Annotated in this window: 17 protein-coding genes and 3 pseudogenes; 11 read left to right on the top strand and 9 right to left on the bottom strand. The window is 56.4% G+C overall.

Annotation, left to right across the window (positions count from 1 at the left end):
- Positions 1 to 67: 67 nt before the first annotated feature.
- Together rctB and PYR71_RS28145 are read right to left on the bottom strand one after the other, a co-directional pair.
- Positions 68 to 538: an SMa0974 family conjugal transfer regulator gene (gene rctB, locus PYR71_RS28140; protein ID WP_077991370.1), complete on the bottom strand. Its 471-nt coding sequence runs from the start codon at positions 536 to 538 to the stop codon at positions 68 to 70.
- Positions 539 to 701: 163 nt separating this feature from the next.
- The gene (locus PYR71_RS28145) at positions 702 to 1,715 is read right to left on the bottom strand and encodes a class I SAM-dependent methyltransferase (protein WP_077991371.1); all 1,014 of its coding nucleotides are present in this window, start codon (positions 1,713 to 1,715) and stop codon (positions 702 to 704) included.
- On the opposite strand from PYR71_RS28145, the gene PYR71_RS28150 reads away from it, so the two are divergent.
- From PYR71_RS28150 to PYR71_RS28170, 5 genes are all read left to right on the top strand, one after another.
- Positions 1,714 to 2,007, top strand: coding sequence for a hypothetical protein (locus PYR71_RS28150; protein ID WP_054185335.1), 294 nt, complete (start codon positions 1,714 to 1,716; stop codon positions 2,005 to 2,007). The genes PYR71_RS28145 and PYR71_RS28150 overlap by 2 nt on opposite strands.
- A complete protein-coding gene (locus tag PYR71_RS28155) occupies positions 2,004 to 2,855 on the top strand; it encodes a helix-turn-helix domain-containing protein (RefSeq protein WP_245304433.1) in 852 nt (283 codons plus the stop codon). Before PYR71_RS28150 ends, PYR71_RS28155 begins: the two co-directional genes overlap by 4 nt.
- A gap of 63 nt (positions 2,856 to 2,918) precedes the next feature.
- Positions 2,919 to 4,184, top strand: coding sequence for an MFS transporter (locus PYR71_RS28160; protein ID WP_077991377.1), 1,266 nt, complete (start codon positions 2,919 to 2,921; stop codon positions 4,182 to 4,184).
- A 2-nt stretch (positions 4,185 to 4,186) separates the two neighbouring features.
- The gene (locus PYR71_RS28165) at positions 4,187 to 5,593 is read left to right on the top strand and encodes a hypothetical protein (protein ID WP_077991379.1); all 1,407 of its coding nucleotides are present in this window, start codon (positions 4,187 to 4,189) and stop codon (positions 5,591 to 5,593) included.
- Positions 5,594 to 5,973: 380 nt separating this feature from the next.
- Positions 5,974 to 6,459 (top strand): helix-turn-helix domain-containing protein, encoded by a 486-nt coding sequence (locus tag PYR71_RS28170; RefSeq protein ID WP_077991382.1) that lies wholly within the window; start codon positions 5,974 to 5,976, stop codon positions 6,457 to 6,459.
- A gap of 82 nt (positions 6,460 to 6,541) precedes the next feature.
- On the opposite strand, the gene PYR71_RS28175 is transcribed toward PYR71_RS28170, so the two are convergent.
- From PYR71_RS28175 to PYR71_RS28190, 4 genes are all read right to left on the bottom strand, one after another.
- Positions 6,542 to 7,777, bottom strand: coding sequence for a CapA family protein (locus PYR71_RS28175; RefSeq protein ID WP_077991385.1), 1,236 nt, complete (start codon positions 7,775 to 7,777; stop codon positions 6,542 to 6,544).
- Positions 7,778 to 7,858: 81 nt separating this feature from the next.
- Positions 7,859 to 8,701, bottom strand: coding sequence for a transporter substrate-binding domain-containing protein (locus PYR71_RS28180; protein WP_011053397.1), 843 nt, complete (start codon positions 8,699 to 8,701; stop codon positions 7,859 to 7,861).
- Positions 8,702 to 8,758: 57 nt separating this feature from the next.
- Positions 8,759 to 9,508 (bottom strand): ABC transporter permease, encoded by a 750-nt coding sequence (locus PYR71_RS28185; RefSeq protein ID WP_016737468.1) that lies wholly within the window; start codon positions 9,506 to 9,508, stop codon positions 8,759 to 8,761.
- A gap of 4 nt (positions 9,509 to 9,512) precedes the next feature.
- Positions 9,513 to 10,178 carry an ABC transporter permease subunit gene (locus tag PYR71_RS28190; protein ID WP_077991388.1) on the bottom strand — a complete coding sequence of 222 codons (666 nt, stop codon included), beginning with the start codon at positions 10,176 to 10,178 and terminating at the stop codon, positions 9,513 to 9,515.
- A gap of 242 nt (positions 10,179 to 10,420) precedes the next feature.
- On the opposite strand from PYR71_RS28190, the gene PYR71_RS28195 reads away from it, so the two are divergent.
- Together PYR71_RS28195 and PYR71_RS28200 are read left to right on the top strand one after the other, a co-directional pair.
- On the top strand, positions 10,421 to 11,332 hold the full coding sequence (locus tag PYR71_RS28195; protein WP_029875814.1) for a LysR family transcriptional regulator: 912 nt from the start codon (positions 10,421 to 10,423) through the stop codon (positions 11,330 to 11,332).
- Between the two features lie 173 nt (positions 11,333 to 11,505).
- Positions 11,506 to 11,683, top strand: a pseudogene (locus PYR71_RS28200) (IS630 family transposase); the annotation flags it as partial.
- Positions 11,684 to 11,892: 209 nt separating this feature from the next.
- Here the strand turns inward: PYR71_RS28200 and PYR71_RS28205 are convergent.
- Positions 11,893 to 12,003: pseudogene (locus tag PYR71_RS28205) on the bottom strand (IS630 family transposase); the annotation flags it as partial.
- A gap of 58 nt (positions 12,004 to 12,061) precedes the next feature.
- Complete coding sequence (locus PYR71_RS28210; RefSeq protein ID WP_010068053.1) at positions 12,062 to 12,256, bottom strand: hypothetical protein; 195 nt, start codon at positions 12,254 to 12,256, stop codon at positions 12,062 to 12,064.
- Positions 12,257 to 12,727: 471 nt separating this feature from the next.
- On the opposite strand from PYR71_RS28210, the gene PYR71_RS28215 reads away from it, so the two are divergent.
- Positions 12,728 to 12,904 (top strand): DUF3606 domain-containing protein, encoded by a 177-nt coding sequence (locus tag PYR71_RS28215; RefSeq protein ID WP_004668584.1) that lies wholly within the window; start codon positions 12,728 to 12,730, stop codon positions 12,902 to 12,904.
- 789 nt (positions 12,905 to 13,693) lie between these two features.
- Here PYR71_RS28215 and PYR71_RS28220 read toward each other — a convergent pair.
- Entirely contained in the window at positions 13,694 to 13,960 is a 267-nt protein-coding gene (locus PYR71_RS28220) for a hypothetical protein (RefSeq protein WP_237358605.1), read from the bottom strand.
- Between PYR71_RS28220 and PYR71_RS30885 the strand changes: the two are divergent.
- The 3 genes and pseudogenes from PYR71_RS30885 to PYR71_RS28235 form a co-directional block, all read left to right on the top strand.
- Positions 13,925 to 14,038, top strand: a pseudogene (locus PYR71_RS30885) (DUF5372 family protein); the annotation flags it as partial. The gene PYR71_RS28220 and the pseudogene PYR71_RS30885 overlap by 36 nt on opposite strands.
- Positions 14,039 to 14,135: 97 nt before the next feature.
- The gene (locus PYR71_RS28230) at positions 14,136 to 14,594 is read left to right on the top strand and encodes an ATP-binding protein (RefSeq protein ID WP_077991390.1); all 459 of its coding nucleotides are present in this window, start codon (positions 14,136 to 14,138) and stop codon (positions 14,592 to 14,594) included.
- A gap of 91 nt (positions 14,595 to 14,685) precedes the next feature.
- On the top strand, positions 14,686 to 15,165 hold a 480-nt coding region (locus PYR71_RS28235; RefSeq protein ID WP_245445231.1), incomplete at its 3' end, for a helix-turn-helix domain-containing protein.

The following is a 15,165-nucleotide window of genomic DNA, read 5'->3' on the forward strand; positions in this document are numbered from 1 at the left end:
ATGGGAAAAGCACTACGACCTGATTGTCCCGAGATCGATTTTCCTTTGGGTGGCGGAGCGGTCGAAGCTACTGTTCGTCCCTTCCGCAGCGGTCGTTGTGGAGGCGATTGCAGGTCTCACCAGATCGCGTGCTGTCTGCGTGAAGCCACTCTATAGCCCCCTCGGACACGGACGTGGCCAGAAACAAGCCTGCTTCCAACAGCGCGCGGATGCCACAGAATGTGACGAGGTCTCGCGCTGAGACCGTGAAGAACAGGCTTTCACTGGTCGGCCTTATGATCGCGCCTCCACCTTCGAAAGCTAGAAGCCTGTCAGGTCCCACGGCGACGAGGGATTGGTAGAAGTCCTCGATTTGCGTGCAGATCTTGTCGGCAACGTGCTGCGTGCGCGGAATAGCGACACACGCTTCGGCGACATGAACGCCCGTTGGAACATCTTCCTCACCCGCGATTGATGGCCCTCGTGGCAGGACCAGATGCGCGTTGCCCGGCGGGCTCAGCTTAACGAAGTGACGGACTTCGCCAATCGATTTCTTCATGCTGTTCCTGCCCGTTTGAAGAAAAAAGGCTTTTCGAGATGGCAAAGCGCTGAGGGCTGCTCAACGTGATGGAGCGCTTTCTGCTGACGCGAACGTTGTTCCAGTTGAGGCTCGTGAAGACGTGACGCAGTTGCACTCACGCGACGGTGACGATGAGGAGTCGCTAAAGGGTCCAGGATCGCCCCGATAGCCGCCTTGCGTCGGATTCCGGGTAAAGGCGGTAAGGAAGGTCCGCATAGACATATTCTGCCGGAATCGCGGGTGGGGACAGCTTCGATAGGAACAGGTCGAGATTCTGCTGACTGTTGCTGGAGACAAGCGTGTAGAAATTGCCGCTGTTCCAGGTGACGAATGAGTGTCCAAAGAACCGGCGTAGTGTTTCGCTCATCTCCGAAAGGGTGACTTCGTTTCGATCCATTCGCGTTAGCACCGTCTCTTCCTTCGCGCTAATATCTGACGCGCTGAAGAAGCGAGCTTTGAAGCTATGGTCCTTCTGGCGTTCCCGCCGCCGATATTCCTCGTCGTCTTCATGCCTGAACTTCTCGACGAACATGAAGAGCCCGTTGGTCTTGAGATGCTGCGAGACGAAACGGATCTGATCGAAGCGATTTGGCGAATACATCTGGAAAGTCGTGTCCTCGAGGATGATATCGAAACCGCTGCCAAACTTTCGGAGCTCCACGTCTTCTTGGACCCTTTGCGATGTCAAATGATGAAATGGTCCGTGAAAAAACATGGCATGAGGAGGAACGCCATAGGCATAGAAGCTTCTAAGGTTTTCGACGTTGGGACTGCATGACAGCGTTTCTATCCTGCCCTTGCCAAGTTCGCCGATCACACGGGCCATCGTCCCCTCGGCTGTACCTAGCGTGTAGAGTTGCAGTTGACCCTTTCTGGCCCGCGCGTATTTGAGGATCGCGCTGCCTAAACGGCACTCTTCTTCGAGCCGGTAGGGTATGCTGCTCAAGTAGTGCTTATCAAACGGACCTTGGCGCAGCGGATGAAGGGCTGAAAAGCGCCTGAACGTCATGTCCACTGGGAACAAGCGGCGATCGAGCTCAGGCGGACGGATAGGCATTCCGGCCTCACCGGATGCGGTCGTCGAAAAAAACTCAGTAAGCTCGTTAAGACGAGGGGCGCGGTCGCACTCCTCAATGAAGTCGGCAAATTCACGCATGCGAAAGCCTGCCTTTCTCTCGCACCATCGCGTTTTTGGGATTCAGGAGGAAATCGCGCATCCCGAAAAGATTGTGCCGTCAGCGATGATGTCGGCAGAAGATGATCGCGAACATCATGTTTTCGCATCCACGATTTTGATTGGTTTTCATGAAATTGACATGAAATTCGACCTGAGGTTAAAGCCTGGCTTGTTGACAACTTGGGGTGAGGTAGGGTCGCTACCACGCCGGTTTTTCAAGGGAGCAGCTGTCGAGTGGGGATCATTCCATCAATTCACCCCGAGAGGATGAAGAAGTCACAAGGGGAGATCATCCTTCACCAGCAAGGCCATTGGAGCCATGCCCGCGCAGATGTCGTTCGCCGGCGCAGTCTCGGGCGACAGGTTATCGACGTTGTCGCGGATGACCACCTGATCTTCCTCAACATAAGGGGTACGGCGGCATCCGGCGAAAACTTTCTGGACGGACGAAGAGTCGAGTTCAGTCCGCGTCCAGACGGCTCGCTTGTTTACATTCCGCCCGGTTGCCATTGGAGCGGTTGGGATGAAGGGGATGCTGAGGGTTGTTATCTTATGATAACCGTGACGCAGGATTTTTTTTCAAACCTCACGACTAAGCTGCCGCGCGTCGGCACCTTGCGTCCGGAGCTTGGATTTAGAGATCTGCCGATCCAATGCTTGGCGCGGCAGATTGCCGGAGAACTTTCACACGACGATTCCATGGGGAGTGTGATCGTGGAAGGGCATCTCGCGGCTATCTTCGGACTTCTGCAGCGCCGCTCCGGCACATCTGGCAGATTGTCTCGAGGAGGATTGTCGCCTACCGTTCTCAAGCGCGTGATAGGGCGGATTGAAGCTCACATCGATCGACCTCCAAGCGTGCGCGCTCTGGCTGAAGAGGCGGGATTGACCTACGAGCATTTTTCCCGCGCTTTCAAGCAGTCGCAAGGCTCGACGCCCTATGGCTTCTATAACCAACGCCGTCTTGAACGCGTGACCGACCTTCTCCGCACGACTGCGATCAGCGTGACCGAGATCGCCATCGCCTGTGGCTACTCCAGCGGGAGCCACCTCTCGACCAGATTTCGCCGCGAAACCGGCTTTTCACCGGCTGAGTATCGGGCGCTCTGGAAGGGATAACCCGGTTCTGACCAAGAGAAAATATCAAATTCATGAAAGCCCTCGGCTGCCGAGACGACTAGCATGTCCTCACGAACCAATCCAGCAGGGAGCGTGGATGAAGTGGGTATATCGGTCGGCGGCCTGATTGGGCGGTATTCCGCCCGCCACATCTATCTCTTCGGCGTTGTGGCTTCCGCAGCTGGGCGCAATGCATATTTCGTGATGGTGGCTTGGATCGCGGTCGATGTCAGCGGTAGCGCGAGCGCTCTTGCTATCCTTTTGGCGCTCGGCAGTGCCGCCGAATTGTTGACAAGCAATGTCGGCGGCGCCCTTGTTGATCGATTCGACCGCCGTCTCGTTTGTATCGGCTGCGATTTGTCCAGGTTGCTGCTAATGGTGATGACCGGACTTGCTTTCTTGTTCTGCGACCCGCTCATTGTTCTTTACGCATCGTGGACGATCTTCGCGATTATCGACAGAACTTGTTCAACCGCGCTGCAAGCCATCATCCCGTCTCTCGTACCCCCAGAGAACCTTGGTTCGTTCAACTCGGTGTCTTATATCGCCATGCAGGCAGGTAATTTGATCGCCGCCATCGTGACTGGGTTCACCCTCGCCGCCATCCGGGTGGATCTGACGCCGATCCTGCCGAGCGCTTTTTTCAGTCTGTCGCTGTTGGGGTGGTTGGCTATGCTGGGCCAACAGCGGAACTCCTTCCCTCGACGCGGCTCGAAGAGCGAAAGCATCCGTTGCCTTGATCTCATGCCGACGACCTTCTCCTTTCACCCCCTGAAGACCCTCGCTGTCATGTACGCGCTGATCTATGCCATGGGCATGCTTGTTTCCGTACTCGGCTCCGCATACGTCATTCGTGAACTCGAGGGGTCAGCGCTGCAGTTCGGTTATCTCGAGGCGGCCTGGGCTCTAGGTTCGATTGCAGGCTGTGCGGCCTTGCTTTTTGGAAGCGTAGTTTCGCGACGGCAGAGAGTCCTTTTCCATTCGGCGCTCGAGGGCGTTGTTCTTTCCGGTTTTTTTGCTTTCCAAAGCCTTCCATCCGCACTTGTCCAAATGATGGTTCTGGGCTTGAGCTACAATATCGCGCGGGTTCTGATCGATGTACGGATTCAATCGACTGTTCCGGCCGGCATGCTGGGGCGGGTGCGAAGCCAAGTCCACACGATCTGTGTTGCGATCGGGCTTTTCGCGTATGGCATCATCAGCGCCATCGGGGATGCAATTCTACCTTCGGAGATTTTCGGACTCTTCGGGTCGTTGATGGTTGCCGTCGCGCTCTTCTTTCGTTTCAGAATGGATAGAGGAGAGCCGCTTGAACGCCGGCTCGTCTGAGGATGGAGACATTGATCGACAAGGAGCTGGTCTCAAAAGAAGAGGTTTTGGCCCTCATTTTTGAACTATTTCCGTGGATGCGTCAGTTTGGCGTGGGATCGTTGAACGACTACGCAAAGGCGGTATTTTCCGTTGAGTCCAATCAATCAGAATGCGCCGCGAGAAGGCACGCCATGTCGCTGTTGCGGTCGTGGGTCGGAACCGTCGCGCAATGTCGAGGTTTTTCGGCAGGCGCGGTATCGAGATTTCAAAGGGAAATCGAAGCCGCTCCGGTGCTTCAGAGCGGTCCCCACCTCCACCTGTTGATCGAGCCAGACGCATTCTACACCCATTTGTTCTCCCTGATGGGGCTCCGCGCCCGTGGCAGGAAATGTTATATCTCCTATGCCTGTTCGACGGTGAAGTTCGTAGAGCGGGGCCGCAAGGGTCCAGCCTGGCTGCAGATCAATGGCGATGCGGTCAATGTCTTCGGCTTGTCGCGCAGCAAGATGATCCCCTACAGTATACTCGGTAGAAATAGCAGCTATCGCTTCCACCTCCAGAATGTCGATAGGCCCGGTCCTGACTTGGAAGCAGTTTCGTGCTTGCGAGAACTTTTGCCTGCCGACGAATTCCAGTCCGCGGCAGAAGCAATCAAGGCAGCAAATCTTTGCCTCTGGAAGCGGTATTTTGACAGCCAAGTCGACTTTCTTCAGCTTGACGATAGCGACGTTGCCGATCTGGTCGCGGATCATCTTTCCGACGACAGATCCTGGCTGCGAACTTCACTGGTCGAGGACACAGCATTCGCCATGCGGCTCCTCGTCTGCATCGATCAACTCGCGGATACGGCTTGGCGAGGCTGGCTGAAAAATTCGACCCACTTCTTTTGGGGCTGCATAGAAGGGCGGCTCTTTCCACTTTGGCTGGATGGCGCCGTTCTCCGATCTAAAGGGGCGGAAGATATCCGCGTCAAATTTTCGCCGGCAAGTCTTGTTGAAGCCCTGAAGGCGGGCCGGATCGTGCCGAACCTTCTGCTGATGTTCATCGTGACATCGCTCCTGCCTGGTGTGCGCGTCTTGGGGGGAAGTCGACATGCAGTCTATTATCCTTTGATGCGCTGGGCGCTCTGCGAGGCTTTGAAGAACAACAATCGCGACCCGCAGCTTCTCAACACACTGTCAAAAGACGAACGCCCAGGGGTTTGGGGCCATCGGGTCATCTCCTCGCCATGCGAGCCGTTTTCGATGCTGAATCAGCTCGGCCAGGGCGGCATCTCGACGCTTCTCGATCGCTTTGGCGAGAAAAGCATTGTCGAAGCCTGCGGACCCTTTTCGAGTTTCACGCAGGATCCCTTGTGGGCAGAGCTAACGGCGGCCTACTCCTTTGGGAGGATAGGCAGGAATTGCCCGCAATGGGTATTTTGCTGATCGCATTGCGATAGCCCTTTCGATCATTCGCTGCCGAAGGACAACTAACGGGGTCTCGGGACGTACGCCTACGTGTAGGGCGAAGCTATTGAATCTTGTGAAGAATTCGGTTGAACGCCGCGCGGATTTCAACTATTCTTTTTGATGAGGCAGTACGCGCTGCCTTGGGGATTAGAACCCCCTACGAGCGGTTGGTGCCGGCCGATACGGCACCAAACTCCTTGACCTTCGGTCGAGGAGCCTGTGGCGTATGTCCAGGTTCCTCGGAACTAAAGGCCATAGGGCCGTCTCGTACGGTGTTCTAACTCCCCGATCAGTGGGTTGAGCGAGTTATTCCGCGGGGGCGTACCGCGTGAAACTCTCCACACGGGGTGTAGTCCATGAATCATTTTACAGCAGCCCTTCAAGTCCGATCGTCGAGGCGAGCGCGGGCCGCGCAGAATATTGCGCGTGCGTCGGTGCATCCGGTAGACCTGCATGTCGGGCAGCAGATCCGTATTCGCCGGTTGCAATCGAATGTATCGCTGGGCGATCTTGGCGCCGGCATCGGCGTCAGCTTGCAGCAGGTTCAGAAATATGAAAGCGGCAAGAACCGCGTTAGCGCTTCCATGCTCTATGAGCTTGCCAATTGCCTCAAAATTTCTGTTTCGATGTTTTTCGAAGGCCTCCCAGATCCCGAAAGCTTTCAGGACCAACAACTCACGACGGAGATTGATGAGAGGATTGCTTACATTTCCACCGCGGAAGGACGACGGCTGGTAGAAGACGTTTTGCTCCTTTCCCCACGTGTGCGCAGTCGCGTCGTCGCCCTCGTCAGCTCGATTGTCGACGAAGAGACGCCTGAAAAGACTGATTTTGATCGCTAGGAGAACAACAGGAAAAGGCGGCAGGAGAGCCAGCCAGTCGTTGACTTTGGGTAACCGTCTGCCGCGCGTTCTGCTTTCGCATCTACAAGGCGATCCGCCCGATGTCATTCTCCCGAGATAGCACTGTGCCAAAACCGGCACTGCGGTCGGCAAGATCGTCAAGGATATCTGCCGCCATTCTGCCACCGGCAAGCACAGGGAAGGGGAGGCGATCGTGTGCAGGATTGGATAAAGCCTCGGTTCCCCCGATCACAATCGGGCGCAAGCGGATATTCTCCAGCCGTCCGCTAGATTCAAAATTGCAGGTCGCGATGACGCTTCTCCACACCTCCGGCGGGCTCCATTCCTGTTCGTCCTTTTCCGTATGGAAGAGGAAGTTGCCAAGGCCGTAGAAAATTGGCGTATTCCGATATATCTCGACCGCTTGAAGGACCGGAGCGCCATGGCTGACAAAGAGGCCTGCGCCCGCGTTCACGCAATCGTGCGCAAATTCCCGGACCCAGGCGGGGACTTGCTGCCAGTTCGGCTCCCAATGGTGATGATGCAAATACACGATGACGAATGTATCGCGGCCCGCTTCTTCCGCAATCGCCGAAAGGTGAGCCGAGGCGCTGTGCCGGTCCACCACGATGCGGCGAGCCGTCTCATCTGATCTGCAAAACACGGTTCCATAGAAATCAATTTCGTCTTGGCCATGAAGATCAGGCGGATCCTCCGGCTGGGCATAATTCGCGCGCTCCAAGGGCGAACTTAGAAGACGCTCCTGGATGGAGCGAAGCAAGTCGAATGTTCCCGCTTCCAAGTCAAATACCCTGGAGACTTTCAGACTATTGATGCCGGGCCTTGCTATCCTGCCCTCAGTTGCGTCCTCAGCGTACATGAAAGACGGGCCTGGCCCAGCGTCCATGGCAATCAGCGCAACATTTCGGGATCCGAACGTCATTTTCTGTGCCGTGGAAGCGTGATGCTTGTTGTGGCCGATGCCGGCATGCAGGAAATTGTGTGCCGCAACCTCCTCCAGCGTCGAGAGGATCCCCGGCGGTCCAAGATCGAAAGCATGGTTGTTTGCCAGAGCCAGGCTATTGAAACCGAGCTCCTTCAACGCCGCCAAGACATCCGGCGCTGCAGCGCCGAAATAGCTGCCTTTGAGCGGCCATCCACCATGACGACCATAGATAGTCGTCTCGAGATTGGTGAAGGCAACATCGCTTGCTTTGAGGATCTCGGCGATCTCAGCGAGCCGTGGATCGCCGATCGCTCGAAGATCATGACGGATGAGCGACTGGCCGGTGACAGCAATGGAAAAGGGTGCGGACATATGGTCTACCTTCGATCTTTGGGACTGCCGACTGCTCACGCGCTATGGCTTCGGGGGAAATGCGTGTCGTAGAGCCAGTGTCTAGTTCGATGTCTGCGGCGAAACATCGATCTTGAACCATTGCTCGCTCAGCCGCTTCAGGGTTCCGTCGCTCGTGGCGGCCTCGATGGCGCTATCGAATGCCGCAACCAGTTCGCCGTCGTCTTGCCGAAGCCCGACGCCGACACCCGGGCCCCACAGGCCACCGGAGAGCCGCGGGCCGTAGAGCGTTGCAATCCCGCCATCCGTGCTGTCGAGGAAGGCTTTCCAGGTGAAATAGTCGGCAAGGCCGCCATCGATGCGCTCAGCCACGAGATCGAGATGCATGTTGTCCTGGGAATCGTAGCTCCTGATCGTCGCGACCTTTCCGAACAGTTCATTGAGCACTGCTTCCGAATTCGATGATCGCAATACGCCCAAAGTTCTGCCGTTGAGAGCGGCTCGAAGCTCCTCGATCTTTGCCTGCTTTTCAGGGTCGATAGTTGTGAGGTCGAGCTCGGCCAACGTATCCGTGGGCGGAAGATTGAGATCTTTGCGTATGACAACTTGGTTGAAACCTCCGGCGTAGGGCTTGGAAAAAGCGATAGATTTCTTCCGCTTCTCAGTTATCGCCATCCCCGACATGATGGCATCGAACTTTCCAACGGTGAGCGCCGGTATGATTCCGTCCCAGTCCTGAGGCACGAAAGTGCACTCGAACTTCATCCTCCGGCAAAGATCGCGGCCGACGTCGATGTCAAAGCCGGCGAGCTCCCCTTGGGGGGTGATGGCATTCCAGGGCGGCGAAGCACCTTCAGAGGCGATTGTCAGTGTCTTCCTGTCCATTGCTCCCGCGTTGTTGGCGCAGACGACAAGAGACAGGGCAAGCAGAAGTGTTCGTTTCACGACGATGTTCCTTTCATTGCTGAGTTTGATTGTTGGCGTCCGGGATGTGGGCTGGCGTCAAGTTTCAGCCGAGGCGAGAGGCGGCTTTCCGTTCGCTCTTCGAGGTACAGGTTGCGCCGGCGGTGGACGGTTTGCCGTCGGCGTCCAACGCGTCTCCAGCATCTGGAAACCTTGCGTGATCAAGAGGGTAAGCAGCAGATAGAAAGCCCCCGCGGCAATGAAGACCTCGTATGGGGCGAATGTCTCCGACACCAGCTGTCGGGCGAGCCCGGTCACCTCAAGCAGCGTGATGGTGCTTGCGAGGGAGCTTGCCTTCAGCATTCCAACCACCTCATTTGCATAGGCGGGAAGAGCGATCCTGAGGGTCAAAGGGAACACGATAAGACGGGCAGTGTGGAAACGGGAAAGGCCCAAGGCTTTGGCCGCTTCAATCTGCCCACGCGGGACCGCCTGGATCCCGCCGCGCAGAACTTCTGTCGTATGGGCGGCGCTGTTCAGGGTGAAAGCAATGAAGGCGCACCAGAATGGCTCTCGCATCACGGCCCATAGAAAGCTTTGGCGGACGAGGGGAAGCTGGCCAATCCCGTAGTAAATCAGGAAAAGCTGAACCAGAAGTGGCGTGCCGCGGAACGCATAGGTATATGCCAGCACGGGCGCGGAAGCCCACGGATTTGATGATGCCCGTAGGAAGGCGAGCGGGACCGAGACGGCGAAGCCTGCGGCAAGCGATGCGAATGTCAGAACCAGAGTGAGAAGAAGGCCGCGGGGAAGGGTGAGAAACGCTTCAAGCGCGATGGTCATGCTCATTGCCTCAACCTTTCATCGCCGGGAGCGAATAGCGGCGCTCCAATAACCGGAACGAAAGAAGCGACAGGCTTGTGAGGGCGAGGTAGATTGCAGACGCTGCGAGATAGAAGGGGAGCGGAGCGCGCAGTGAGCCCGCGCCAATATAGGCGACGCGCATGACGTCCGTCAGCCCGACGACAGAAATCAGCGATGTATCCTTTATCAAGGAGATGCAAAGGTTACAGAATGCCGGCAGAGCAATCGGGATCATCTGGGGAATGATGATCAGAAACCAAATCTGCGCGTTCGAAAGCCCGAGCGCCGCTGCAGCCTCTCGTTGGCCTGGTGCAACCGCGTTGATCGCACCACGGAATATTTCCGCGGCGTACCCACTGAACACGACGGTCAGTGCCGCGACACCGGCCGCAAATGCATTAATCTCGATGTAGCCACCGGCAATCGCGCTCAAAAGGGCGGTTCCGCCGAAATACGTTAGGAGGATGATCAGAAGTTCCGGAACACCCCGGATGATGCCCGTGTAGCCCCGCATGCACGATGAAACCGACTTGCGGGTCGAGTTGCGGAGAACGGCAATAAGCAAACCTAATAGGGTCCCGAAAGCGCAGCTCAAGGCAAACACTAAAAGTGTGTTTTTCAATCCAGATAAAAATTGATCTACAAATGCGTACAATGAAAGTCTCCAATATTCTAGCGAGCGCACCGAAATCGGAAAGGTATTCTCCCGACATATACTAAGAGCTTGCCGAGATTTAACCGAGGGTAGATTGGATTTATTAGCTTAACCAGCGCTCTAAGTTTGGCGTATGTCAAAAATATACTTTGACTTGCCGCCGTCAATTTATAAGATTCAGGAAGTTTTGATAAGCGCAACTTATGAGGCGCGTCGCTCGACCACGATTGAGATTCCCGGCCATGGAAATCACCGACTCCGGAGTGAAGATCCGCCACCTTCAAATATTGCGGGAGGTTATGCGCGCCGGCTCGGAAAGGCTCGCAGCGCAGATGTTGCGAATAACCCAGCCGGCGGTCAGCCAAAACATCAAGCAGCTAGAGGAGACTGTCGGCTTCGCGCTCTTCCGCCGGGAAAACAACAGGTTGATCCCCACCGTCAAGGCATGGGAATTTCTGCGCACAATCGACGCGGCGTTTGCCGGACTTGATCGGATCGGACCGTCAATCGACTTCCTGCGGAACAACGATACGCGAATGATCGGCATCGCGGCGCCAAGCACTTTTTCCTTCGCGACCTTGCCGAAAGTGGTCAAAAGGATTCGGGAGAGAAGCCGCTCTTACGCCGTTCAGGTGAAAACAGGCACGTATGAGCAGATTGCAGATCATGTGTTAAACGGCCGCTCGGATCTTGGCATCTCCCGATTGCCTATTGATGAGCGCATTCTTGATTGGGTGCCGGTCGGCTCGGCCACCAACGTATGTCTTTTTCCGGTCAACCATCGATTTGCGGCACAGCAGCTTGTCACTGCCGAAGATCTTGCCGGTGAGGCGATCATTGATATCGACCCGCAATTTGCCTCTCACCAAATGAGCGTCAATGCCCTTCGGTATATGGGAACCGCTCCTGACATCGCCGTGGAATATGACGCCAATGGCCACGACATCGGCTATGTCATGGCAGGGATCGGCGTTTCGATTACGAACGAGATCATCGCGAGAGAATATGCTGACTTCGGCGTCGCGTTCCGCCGATTTCATCCAGGGGCAATATATCACTACGTCGTCGTTTGGCAAAAAGATCGAAAGCTGAGTGATAGCCTAAGATTTGCATTGGAAGAGATAGTCGCGGCTTTGACAGATCGGGCTGCTTGACGATCGCATCGAGGTATGACCCTCGTACCGGAAAACAGATGTTGCGAGTTCATGCTGAACCGCGAGTTGTGCGCGTAAGCTTAGAGCGGGATGATTTTAGGTAGACCCGTGAGAAGGATTCCCTATGACGCAAATCAGATTCATCCTTCTGGCCGGTCAGGAGGCTGAGCTGGATGGCGAGACCTGTTTCGAATAACCGCGAGAAGTTGTAGAAGCGGTGATACAGGAGGGGTGTGGTGCCGGGCGGCGTCCAAGCGCTTCCGCATTGGCATCAGCATCGCGATCGATTGGGTGCGGCGCGTGACGCGACGGACAGCGCAGCCCGGCAGGATGAGTAGCCACAAGCCGCGAACGGCGGTGGCTTACCTAAGCCACCGAGCAGATAGTTGCGCCATATCGTAGAAGAACATCGCGACAATCGGAACTGCGTCGGTTGGCAGAAGCGGACCGGTTGTTTGTGCGATCATTGGTGCCATGTTCTCTTTAAGTGATTCTGCAGTTATCTTAAAATGGCGGATGACACTTCAATTGGACGCAATATCGACTAGAGCAAATCCTGTTCAATCCGGGTCATATCCAGCAGCCCTGAAGTAGTTTGCGCATTCTGTCGGCGTGAAGCGGAGCATCAATGCGCCTAGGACGTCCCATAGAGCATCGATCTTTCGTTCCGCGCCCTCCGTGGTTGACTGCGGCCCCTAAACCGGGACCGCGTGCCGGTGGTGACGGAAGCTATGAGATCACATGCTCAATGCGCTCGAGGTGGTGCTGAGGCACGATCTGAAGGGGTTCCTCGGCCGCTGCGATTTCCTCGACCGTAAGTCCGGTGGCGATGGCCAGGTCCTCAAGGCTGTAGCCCTTCGCAATCCTGGCTTCGCGGCGACGAGCGGCTGCGGAGGTGTTGTCGGCGGTAGCAAATTGATCCATTCCAAACTCCAAATCACGTTGATGTAGCGGCTGAGGGGGATCTGTCCCCGATGGGTTGGCTCCTTCGTGGTGCCGACTCGGTCAGAGGTTAGCCGCAACCTGCCGAGCCGCTTGGTTTCTCTTCGCAGACGCTCTTGCGTGGCTTCCGCCGCGATCTTGTTCTGCGTTCGGATGCCGAGCGCTCCTGCATTAGCGCTGTTGTTCTAGTCCTGCTTTCTATGACAATCAATCCATGGGTTTGCTCATAGGCACACGACGAGCCGTACCAACTGCCTGGGAAGAATTGTCCGCTACTGATTAACTGCGGTCGCAGATATGCCTTGCGCGATCTCATCGTCGAAGTGAACCATCTCGCCCGAGGCCATGTGCAGCGCGTCCGCGACATCGCCGAAGCGCGCCTCACCATAACGGAGGCCGGAACTTATTGAATCGGCGCCCGTTCGTAAGGACCGACATTAGGAGGATCTCACCATGGCAACGACATCCAAAGCCCGCAGCCAGGATCGTGCTCGCGTCGCAGGTGGTCAGGATCACGAGGTGAAGTACGAAGCCCGGAAGGAAGGCATTTCCAAGGAAGCGGTGAAGAAGACCGTGAAGAACGTAGGCAACAGTCGCAAGAAGGTCGAAGCCGAACTCGACCGGCACTAATCCGGGTTGGAGAGTTCAACCGTGAGGGTCCGCAGCCATAAAGTCAGCGGCGGAAACAGCCGCTGAAAGTCTGGCTCCGACGGATCATAACGCTGCGGCGGAAGGCGCCTGACTGCAGGAGTTGACGACCCCGCAGGAAGCGTTTCGGAGCAAGGCTATCGAAGCTGCGGGATACAGCGCCGTCGAGCAAAGCCAAAAGTATTGGGACGCCGGAGCGTTTCTTGCAAAGGGGCGGAGCCGCATCGCATGAGGAAGGGGCTGGCGAGCGAACCCAACGAGCTCCAAAGTCGCGATACGCGACGGCGTCGGCTGACTTTACCTGCAGAACAGAATTCAGAGGCCGACAGACCGTGGGGCACCGCGTGCGGACGCCGGTCCCGACCGGTTCGTTCAATCGACTTCTAGAAGCTGCCATCCCGTTTTTGGGACCGGCCAGCATCGTCGATCTTCTCGTGCTCACTGCGCTGAATAGGAAGCGCGGTCGGTATTAAGCCATTCTCCCGTAACGCCAAAGGCGAGCGGCGGAGCGCCGATCAATCGCCCGAGTCGGGTCTCCAGTGTTTGAAACGATGCTCAGGGAAGCGGTCGACGTGAACCTCGCTTAAATCCTGCGGAGTATTCCATTGCCGACATGCCAGTCGATCAGATCCCGAAACAGGCTTAGCGAGTGCCACGTGCATCGTCGTCCCGATGTGGACTGTAGACTAGCTTCCTGCATAGGGCGATGCGATCCTGAGTTGCGTTCATGTGTCCTCTCCTTCGCGACGGAGAGACCCTAAGCTATGCCGACTAGGCGGCCGCTATGGTGCCGGAAACGTTGGCAAAGTCGGTTAATCGGCATAGTTTGCTGGTCAGCATAAACGTGCTTTTGCCGCGCGCGGCAAAATGCAGTTTGAAGCAGCGTCGCGATCGTCGCCCAAGTCCTGCCGCCGCCTTCCGAGCCGGGTTCATAATGCCGGATTTCCGACGTTTGAAGCAAGGGTCACCTATCCCTTCCATCCACTGGTTGACCAAACCGTCTTGGTAACCGGCAGCCATGAGCACGAAGGCGTTCACTATCTGCTCATTCTGGCACACGGTGGTTCATTTCAAATTCCGGCATGGATGTTTGATCCTGCGGCAAGTTCGATCGAGATCGTAGCTGCGCCGCGCCTTTCGGCAACCAAACTCGTTGAACTGCGCGCCAAGCTTTGTTGCCTGACTATTCCGTTGCGGTCGCTGCGGTCGCCGATTGCACATTCAATACTCCGGGAAAGGCGGCAATACGCAGCGATATGTTTGTCGCGGCACGTTCGGCGCCACGGCGGTCGGCAACTGTATCGGGTTCGGCGGCATGCGGGTCGATCGGGCCGTGGCGCAGGAGGTGCTCGAGCGATTGCAACCTCTGGGAATCGAGGCGGCCTTGCGGGCAATGGAGGCGCACACGCAGCGTCATAGCGACAATCAACAGCAACTCGAGAACTTAATCAAGCAAGCACAATACGAGGCTGCCAGGGCGCGCCGCCAGTATGATGCTGTCGATCCGGGCAATCGGTTGGTCGCCGGCGAACTGGAGCGGCGCTGGAATGAGAAGCTGATCCTATTGCGTGATCTCGAGGTCCAGTTCGAGATGCTCTCGACCGACCGTAACACGCCTGCTTTATCGGCCGACGACCGTACAAGATTGATGATGCTCGGTAGCGATCTATAGTAAGGCATGGGACAGGTCCCGACGCGTCTAACGCGAAAAGATCATTCGGCTGCTGATCAAAGAAATCATTGTCGATACCGTTGACGACACATTGGCGCTCGTCATTCATTGGCAGGGTGGCGATCACACCCGGATGACGGTGAAGAAAAACAAGATCGGCCAGACCCGCTGGGCAGTTAAGGCTGATGTTGTCGATCTCGTTCGCAACTTGGCGAGGCAGTTGCCCGATTTGTCGATCGCAGCGATCTTGAATCGATCCGGCAAGCGGACAGGGCATGGCGCCAGCTGGACGCGAAGCCACGTCTGCAGTCTTCGCAACATCCACGGCATCTCCGTCTATCGAGAAGGTGAACGGGCCGAACGCGGTGAGAGAACCCTCGACGAGGCCGCCGACATTCTAAAGGTGAGTCGAGCTACCGCCTACCGGATGGTCAGCAGCGGTGTCCTTCCCGCTCGCCAGTTATGCACCGGAGCGCCGTGGATCATCCAGCTTTACATTTCTCGCAAATGTCGGGCATCCGCCACTTTTGTCAGGTTTGTCGTGATTGGAACGTTTTGTTCGCCGGTCTCT

The organism is Rhizobium mulingense (assembly GCF_029194105.1).
GTDB classification, from domain to species: Bacteria; Pseudomonadota; Alphaproteobacteria; order Rhizobiales; family Rhizobiaceae; genus Rhizobium; species Rhizobium mulingense.